Genomic DNA, 7,384 nt, shown 5'->3' on the forward strand with positions numbered 1-7,384 from the left:
TAGATTCTGCTGAAAACTTATATACTTTTTATATTTAAGTATTGCGTTTTTGTTTTTTCCCAAGGAATTCTCCTTCCCCGACCTTGGGAAAACTCTGCGAGACGCGGAAAAGCATGAAAAAATTTCCCAAGACAAAATAGAAATATAACTCGCTCGCTTCAGGAGTATAATGAATTATTTTAGATGGATAAGTAGGTTTATGCGTATTGGTTTCGAGTTGCTGTTAAATGGGTTTTATGTGATTGTTTTTCTGGTGGGGGATTATGTGGGAAGATTTTTAAATGGGGCTTTGCCTCGATCAGCGTATGGCTAGTGATGTGGATTCGCCAAGGCCCTTGGTTAAGTCGCCCAAGTTGCTTGGGGGGTAGGGGAGGGAATGGCGTTAGGCCTGGCCGTGGTTTCTCCCTCCAGGAAATAGAGGCCGTTGGTTTGTCGTCGGATGATGCCAGATTAATCGGTATAGTGGTTGATCCTAGGAGAAAGACTTCCTATGAGTGGAACATAAAGGCTCTGCGGGAATACTTAGAGAAGGTGAAGCAGGGTAATGCGGCTAAGCCGGCTCTGGCAATCATGATTAAGGCCAAGGAAAGCAGTGGAAGAACATTCAGGGGNTTAACTCCGGCTGGACATCGCTCGCGGGGTCTGCGTTCCATTGGTCTCCGGGAGACCCATGTACATAAGTGGAAGAAGAAGCAGAACGAGCGTGAGTCCCATAAGCGGCATGAAGCGGTGCGCAGGAAGGGCGGCAATTAAATAACAATTTATATATAAGGCCAATAATCTTAGATACATGAACAAGTTATCCAGGAATGAGGTTCTAAGTAGGGCGCGCGACTTGGAGGGATGGCTAATTCAGGACGATAAATTAGTCAAGGAGTACATCTTTAATGATTTCAAGGAAGCCGTTGAGTACGTGAGAAGCATACAGCCGGTGGNGGACTCCATCAATCATCACCCGGATATATGCATCCATTATAATAGGGTTCACGTGGAGTTAACCACCCATGATGCCGGCGGATTAACTGAGCTAGACTTCAAACTAGCGAGTGAGCTCGATAAACTTAGGCACGAAAAGTCTTAAAACATCGGCGTGGCAATTATGGCAATTAATGAGGGCAACGTAATTGTCGTTATTTCCCCCATATTCCTGGGTTCAAGATGGTTAAGGCAGTGGGCATAGCCCTCTGAATAACCGTTAGATCCAGGGGAATCGGCGGGGGATCCTTGGCTGGGAAGGTCATTAGCCGGCGGCGAGATAATTGAGTTCACGGAGAGGCGGAGCAAGCCAGGAAACAGGCAATAGATGATGGTGCAACACATCAAGGGCCTCGGCGCAAATACAGTGATGAGCTTTAGGTTAGACGGTAACGAGGTTGGGGAGTACATGGATGAAATAAGGTAATGCAGCCAGGCAATGATGCCGCCCCAGGAATGAGTTGCCCAATATCTAGGGTTCTAACCCCATTCCCGCCCCGAAGAGGGTTTGTCGCCCGTATCATCGCGCAGNAGCAATTGAAAGTGATGGAAGGCCATGGGCAAACACCGACTATACCTTACAATTGCGCCGGAGATACCTTGCTGAGCTCTTTGAGGGGGAAATGTTAGGAGAATTTCATGCTCCTCATTATGCCGCTCCTTATCCTAGCGGGGGTAGGCATGTAAAGCTCCTCTAGGGAAATGGGGGCCGTCGGCACATCGGGTCCAGTAACCCTAATTATTGGGGCTACTAGGTACTCCAGCGCCTTCTCAGCTATTAATGCAGATATCTCAGACCCAAGGCCCAGCGTTCTGGGAGCCTCGTGCACCACGACCAGCCTCCCGGTCTTTCTCACCGAGGAAATTATGAGGTTTAAGTCGAGGGGCCATAGTGTTAATAAGTCGATCACCTCCACATCGGCGACGCTGGATGATTCCTCGGCCGCCTTCACAGCATCGTGAACCGTCGCGCCATAGGTCACTAAAGTGACGTCCCGTCCCTCCCTCACTACTCTCCCCTTTCCTAGTTGAATTACATAATCCTCGTCTGGCACCTCCTCCTTGGGGGACCAGTAAATCCTCTTGGGCTCCAGGAATATCACTGGATCCTGGCTCCTCACGGCTGCCTTGAGGAGGCCCTTGGCGTTATATGGCGATGATGGAACCACCACTATTAATCCAGGCGTGTGTATAAAGTATGACTCAGGCGCCTGCGAGTGATATAGCCCAACCTTAACCCCAGGCCCATAGGGGGCCCGCACGACTAGGGGCGACGTGAATTCGCCGCCGGATCTATACCTTAACTTAGCCACTTGATTAATTAATTCCTCGAATCCCTGGTAAATGAAGTCAACGAATTGTATCTCGGCGATAGGCTTGAGGCCGGCCATGGCGAGCCCCATGGCGAAGCCAATTATTCCGGACTCGCTGAGCGGCGTATCTATTACCCTATCCGGCCCAAACTCCTCGAGCAGTCCCTCCGTGACCAGGAAGACGCCGCCCTTCTTCCCCACGTCCTCCCCCAGCACTATGACGGCGTCGTCGCGCCTCATTTCCTCCCGTATGGCAGCATTCAGCGCACGCGCCATTGGCAACTGCACTACTCGGTCACCCCGTTCTCCATGATTTCCTTAAACTCCTCCTCCAAGTTCCAGGGAGTGAATGAGTACACGTCGCTCACGAGCTCCGCGGGCGCCGGCGGCGGATTGGCCTCGGCGGTCTTTATGGCGTTCCTTATCCGCTCCTCTATCTCGTCCTCCATTGACTTGAAATCGCTCTCCGACGCCGCGCCCCTCCTCACTAGGTAAGCCTTAACCCTGCTTATTGGGTCTAGGCTGCGCCACTTCTCAACCTCATCCCTGGGCCTATATCTTGTCTGCGGGTCATCTGAGGTCGTATGCGGCCCAATCCTGTAAGTAACCGCCTCTATTAGTATGGGTACTCCCCCATTCCTGACCTGCTCCACTGCGTACTTGCTTACCTTATACATCGCCAATAAATCATTCCCATCAACAGATACCCCGATCAAGCCGTAGGCCGCTGCCTTAGTGGATAACCTAGTCACCGCGGTTTGCCTGGTGACCGGGACCGAGATGGCGTATTGATTATTGATTATTATGAAGACATTGGGCGTCCTGAATACGCCCGCGAAGTTAAGGGCTGAGTGGAAGCCATTCGTGGATGTCCCGCCATCTCCGGTGAACGCCATTACTACTCCGCTCCTCTTCCTGTACCTAAGGGCATACGCGAAGCCAACGGCGTAAATCAAGTGAGGCCCTATTGGGGCTCCAATGGATAGTATCCCCCTCGCCCTGCTTCCCCACTCCACCGGCAGATTCCGTCCCTTCTCTAAGTCACCTGAGTTAGCGAAGAACTTGGAGAAGACTTCCTCCAGGGTTATTCCCCTCATTATTAATCCCCCCAGTATCCTATATGATGGGGATACCCAGTCCTCCTCGCGCAGCGCGTATATGGAGCCCACGTCAACTGCTTCCTGTCCCTCATAGCTTCCGTAAGTTCCCTTTACTCTGCCTTGGCGGTGCAGTATCCACGCCCACTTATCCACGGCCCTCCCCAGCATCATGTGGTTAAGTAGGGCGAGAACCTCCTTATCCGTAATGCTTGGCCCCCACTCATATAATTCCTCATTTACCTCCCCGCTCGGCTGCAGTATCCTCAATACTTCCGGCTCCTTGTATTGAACGGTGAAGATCGGGGGAATGCTTGTCTCCCCAGCTTCAATGCCGGCGCTCATTGCGGCTCCATGGATTGCCGTCCTTTTAAACCTTGTTTGTTAGTCAACGGGGNCTTGTATTTACTTTACAAATATATTATTTATAATACATAGGGAAATGCATCAAATAAGTAAATAACTTGGAGTAACTCTGAAAAAACCATTATTAAGCGCGAGGAAGCGGCGGGCAGCGATGGAGTACTTACTGGACCTCGGATTCATGCAGTACGGGAGGGCTTGGGCCATAATGAGGGCAATCCATGAGGCTCGCGTGAATGACGTGGTGCCCGACACATTAATAGTGGTTATTCACGATCATGTATACACGACAGGCAGGAAGGGGAATGCATCGAACCTCCTTAAGCCAATACTCCCGCTTTACTGGGTTGAGCGGGGCGGCGACATAACGTATCATGGCCCCGGTCAATTAGTCTATTACCCAATAATTAAGTTAAGGATGCCCGTGGGAAGCTTCGTCACGCTGCTTGAGGAGGCCGTCATTAATGCCCTCTCCAATTACGGCATAGAGGCCAAGCATAATCCAAGCCATAGGGGGGNGTGGGTTGGGGATAGGAAGATATGCTCCATTGGGGTAGCCGTAATGGGTGGCGTCTCCCTCCACGGCTTAGCACTGAACGTCAACACGGATCTGAGGTACTTCACGTATATCAATCCATGCGGCCTAGACTCATCCAAAATAACGTCAATGCAGATGGAGCTGGGGCGGGAAGTCGATGTTGAGGATGTGAAGGGCAAATTAACGCTGAGCATCGCCTCCCTTCTGGATATGAAGCTTAAGGCAGTGACGCTGAACGATTTGATAAACAGCGGATTAAATCCCGAGAAGTATGGGGAGCCGGCGAGGCTCAGCGTTGATAGATATGAACGGACCTCTTCCTAGCCGCCTCCACTGCCTCCAGGAGCGCCTCGCTGAGGGTTGGGTGCGGATGAATTACCATCTCCACATCATCAAGGGTAGCCATGAACTCAAGCATCATGACAGCCTCCGCGGCCAGTTCAGAGGCTCCATACCCAACCATGTGTATCCCAAGCAGCCTACCATCGCTTGCATCCGCTATTACCTTCACGAATCCATTCGCCTCATCCATCGTCCTCGCGCGGCCGGACGCGCTTAATGGGAACCTCCCAATGAGCACTTGCCCCCTTGCCTTCGCCTCATCCTCCGTGAGCCCCACGGAGACGACCTCCGGGTCGCTATAGATAACTGAGGGAACATAAGTAGAGTCAAACTCGCTTGATGCGCCGGCAATGACCTCCGCAGCCACTTTTCCCTGCCGCATAGCCTTATGGGCCAAGTACGGCGGCCCCACTAGATCCCCAACGGCATAGATCCCAGGCGCATTGGTCCTCATCGATTTATCCACCTTGACGTGCCCCCTCTCATCCATATTAACCCCAATAACCTCAAGCCCCTCGGACGCGGGCCTCCGACCCACCGCTACGAGCACCTTATCTGCCTCCACAGTGACGCGTCCATTCCTCGACGCGGCGGTGACAATGGCTTCCCCTCCCTTCCTATCCACTGATTCAACCCTGGAATTCGTCAACACCTTAACCCCGCGCTGCGTGAGGCTCTTCTCCATGAATCTCGCCACCTCTAAATCGGCGCCGGGAAGTATTTGAGGCATCATCTCCACTATAGTCACCTCGGAACCTAGCCTAGAGTATAGCGTGGCTGCCTCCACCCCCACCACTCCCCCGCCGATTATTAAGAGCCGCCTCGGGATGCCCCTCATCTCCATTGCCTCCCTGCTCCCAATGATCGTTTCCCCATCATACTCAAGCCCCCTTAATTGAATTGGCTTGGATCCAGTGGCCAGCACTATACTGCTCGCGCTTATTGACTTAACCATGTCGCTCCTCACCTCGATTTCCCGCCCGCTCCTCAATCGAGCCTCGCCCTGCACGNCATCCACCCCATAATTATCGCAGAGGAACTTAATGCCGCCGCTGAGGGAATTAACGACGCTGTCCCTCCACTTCCTCAAGCCCTCCACATCAATCGCCTCAACCCTAAGCTTAACCCCATACCTGGCGGCCTTCTCCGCGTAATCCAGGATCTTAGCCACGTGGAGCAATGCCTTTGACGGTATGCACGCATAATTGGTGCATTCACCCCCCAACTTATCCTTCTCTATTAGCACAGTCCGTTTTCCTAATTGGGCTAACCTAAGCGCGGCAACGTAACCACCCGGCCCGCTTCCAATCACTGCTGCATCGTACTGCGGCACTCCCCCTCACCTTAATTGAACTAGGAGTAGGTACGGCTTCTCCAGGAGCTCCTTCACCTTATTCATGAACCTAGCCGCATATGCGCCATCGGTTATGCGGTGATCAAAGCTCAGCGTAGCCATCATTATCTGCCTAATCATTATCTCATCGTTGCCTGCCACCACGGGCCTCTTCACGGCTCGACCGATCGCCAATATGGCGCCCTCCGGCGAATTAATTATGGATAATCCCCCGATCCCGCCTATTGCGCCTATATTGCTTATGCTGAATGTGCTGCCCGTGACGTCGCTTAACTCCAATTTACCGCTCCTAGCCTTCTCAGCCAGCCTCGCCGATTCCCGCGCCAACTCCACTATGCTCTTCTTATCGGCGTCCCTAATCACCACCACAACTAGNCCCTGCGGCGCATCAACGGCTATGCCCAAGTTAATGAAGTGCTTGACTATTATTTCATTCCTCTCCTCATCAAAGGACGCGTTCAGAAGCGGGTACTCGCGTAGGGCTGTGGCGACGGCCTTCATGACGAAGTGCAGGAAAGTCACCTTCACATCGGTTAATTCCTCCTTCAATTCCTCCCGCATCCTCGCTATCTCGGTAACATCCACCTCATCCATATGATACGCATGAGGTATCTGCCTCTTCGATTTACTCATCTTATCCGCAATAGTCTTCCTAACGCCCTTAACGGGAATCCTCTCCTCCCCCTCGCTTCCCAGCGGCAACTTAGCGGCAATAGCGGCCTCCCCACCACCGCTGGATTTGGTTTCCCGCGGCGCTGCTCTCCTCACGTCGCTGGCTGTCACTATGCCTCCCGGCCCCGTCCCCTTTATGCTGCTTAAATCAACGCCTAACTCCCTCGCTAATCGCCTAGCGGCCGGCATAGCCCTCACGCGTGACTGCGGCGCGGCGACCGGGATCGCTTCCTGCCTAGGTTGAGCGGCTTCCTTAGCCTCAATTGGCTTATTTAACTGGAGCGTTTGTTCCCCGCTTGTATCTATTATCAGCACCACGTCGCCTACATGTATCGTGTCTCCCTCCTTAAACTTGATCTCAAGAATTGTTCCAGCGACTGGACTAGGTATCTCTACATTGGCTTTAGCGGTTTGAACCTCCATCAATGTGTCCCCCTCCTTAACCTTATCCCCAATCTTCACGTGCAGCTTAATTAATTCCGCCTCGCTTAGCCCCTCCCCTAAGTCAGGGAACTTGAATTCATACCTAGCCATTGCATCCATGGGGAACCCGCTTTTAAATAAGTTCACGCCTTTATTCACTGTATTCGGCAACGCTTCTTTACAAATAACTAAGATGTATGGCGAGACCCGCCGCGTCGCCATTAGCTCTTCCTATATTTCCCCCTCCGCTAACTCGAGGGCCCTATATGAGCTCCTCACCATTGGCCCAGCCGCGACTGCCCTGAAT

The 7,384-nt window shown here is 52.5% G+C and carries 6 protein-coding genes and 1 pseudogene; 3 read left to right on the forward strand and 4 right to left on the reverse strand.

Translation table 11 applies throughout. The annotated features are described in order from the left end of the window. The first annotated feature begins 305 nt into the window (after positions 1–305). A pseudogene (locus tag AT710_08520) lies at positions 306–753 on the forward strand (hypothetical protein). A 37-nt stretch (positions 754–790) separates the two neighbouring features. After that, on the forward strand, positions 791–1,081 hold the full coding sequence (locus tag AT710_08525) for a pterin-4-alpha-carbinolamine dehydratase (protein KUO90676.1): 291 nt from the start codon (positions 791–793) through the stop codon (positions 1,079–1,081). Between the two features lie 520 nt (positions 1,082–1,601). Here AT710_08525 and AT710_08530 read toward each other — a convergent pair. Both AT710_08530 and AT710_08535 read right to left on the reverse strand, forming a co-directional pair. Continuing rightward, positions 1,602–2,564 carry a 2-oxoisovalerate dehydrogenase gene (locus AT710_08530; GenBank protein KUO90680.1) on the reverse strand — a complete coding sequence of 321 codons (963 nt, stop codon included), beginning with the start codon at positions 2,562–2,564 and terminating at the stop codon, positions 1,602–1,604. Between the two features lie 11 nt (positions 2,565–2,575). Next, entirely contained in the window at positions 2,576–3,730 is a 1,155-nt protein-coding gene (locus AT710_08535; protein ID KUO90677.1) for a pyruvate dehydrogenase, read from the reverse strand. A gap of 172 nt (positions 3,731–3,902) precedes the next feature. Here AT710_08535 and AT710_08540 point away from each other — a divergent pair, with 172 nt between their 5' ends. Beyond that, complete coding sequence (locus tag AT710_08540; protein ID KUO90678.1) at positions 3,903–4,610, forward strand: hypothetical protein; 708 nt, start codon at positions 3,903–3,905, stop codon at positions 4,608–4,610. Here AT710_08540 and AT710_08545 read toward each other — a convergent pair. Continuing rightward, positions 4,576–5,961: a hypothetical protein gene (locus AT710_08545; protein ID KUO90679.1), complete on the reverse strand. Its 1,386-nt coding sequence runs from the start codon at positions 5,959–5,961 to the stop codon at positions 4,576–4,578. The two genes, AT710_08540 and AT710_08545, sit on opposite strands and share 35 nt — an antisense overlap. Before the next feature lie 6 nt (positions 5,962–5,967). Beyond that, entirely contained in the window at positions 5,968–7,188 is a 1,221-nt protein-coding gene (locus tag AT710_08550; protein ID KUO90681.1) for a branched-chain alpha-keto acid dehydrogenase subunit E2, read from the reverse strand. Positions 7,189–7,384: the final 196 nt, after the last annotated feature.

Source organism: Thermocladium sp. ECH_B (assembly GCA_001516585.1).
Lineage (GTDB): Archaea > Thermoproteota > Thermoprotei > Thermoproteales > Thermocladiaceae > Thermocladium.

Bases quoted from the DNA above. Each gene is read 5' to 3' on its own strand.
- AT710_08530 (KUO90680.1), bottom strand. From the start codon at position 2,564: ATGGCGCGTGCGCTGAATGCTGCCATACGGGAGGAAATGAGGCGCGAC.
- AT710_08535 (KUO90677.1), bottom strand. From the start codon at position 3,730: ATGAGCGCCGGCATTGAAGCTGGGGAGACAAGCATTCCCCCGATCTTC.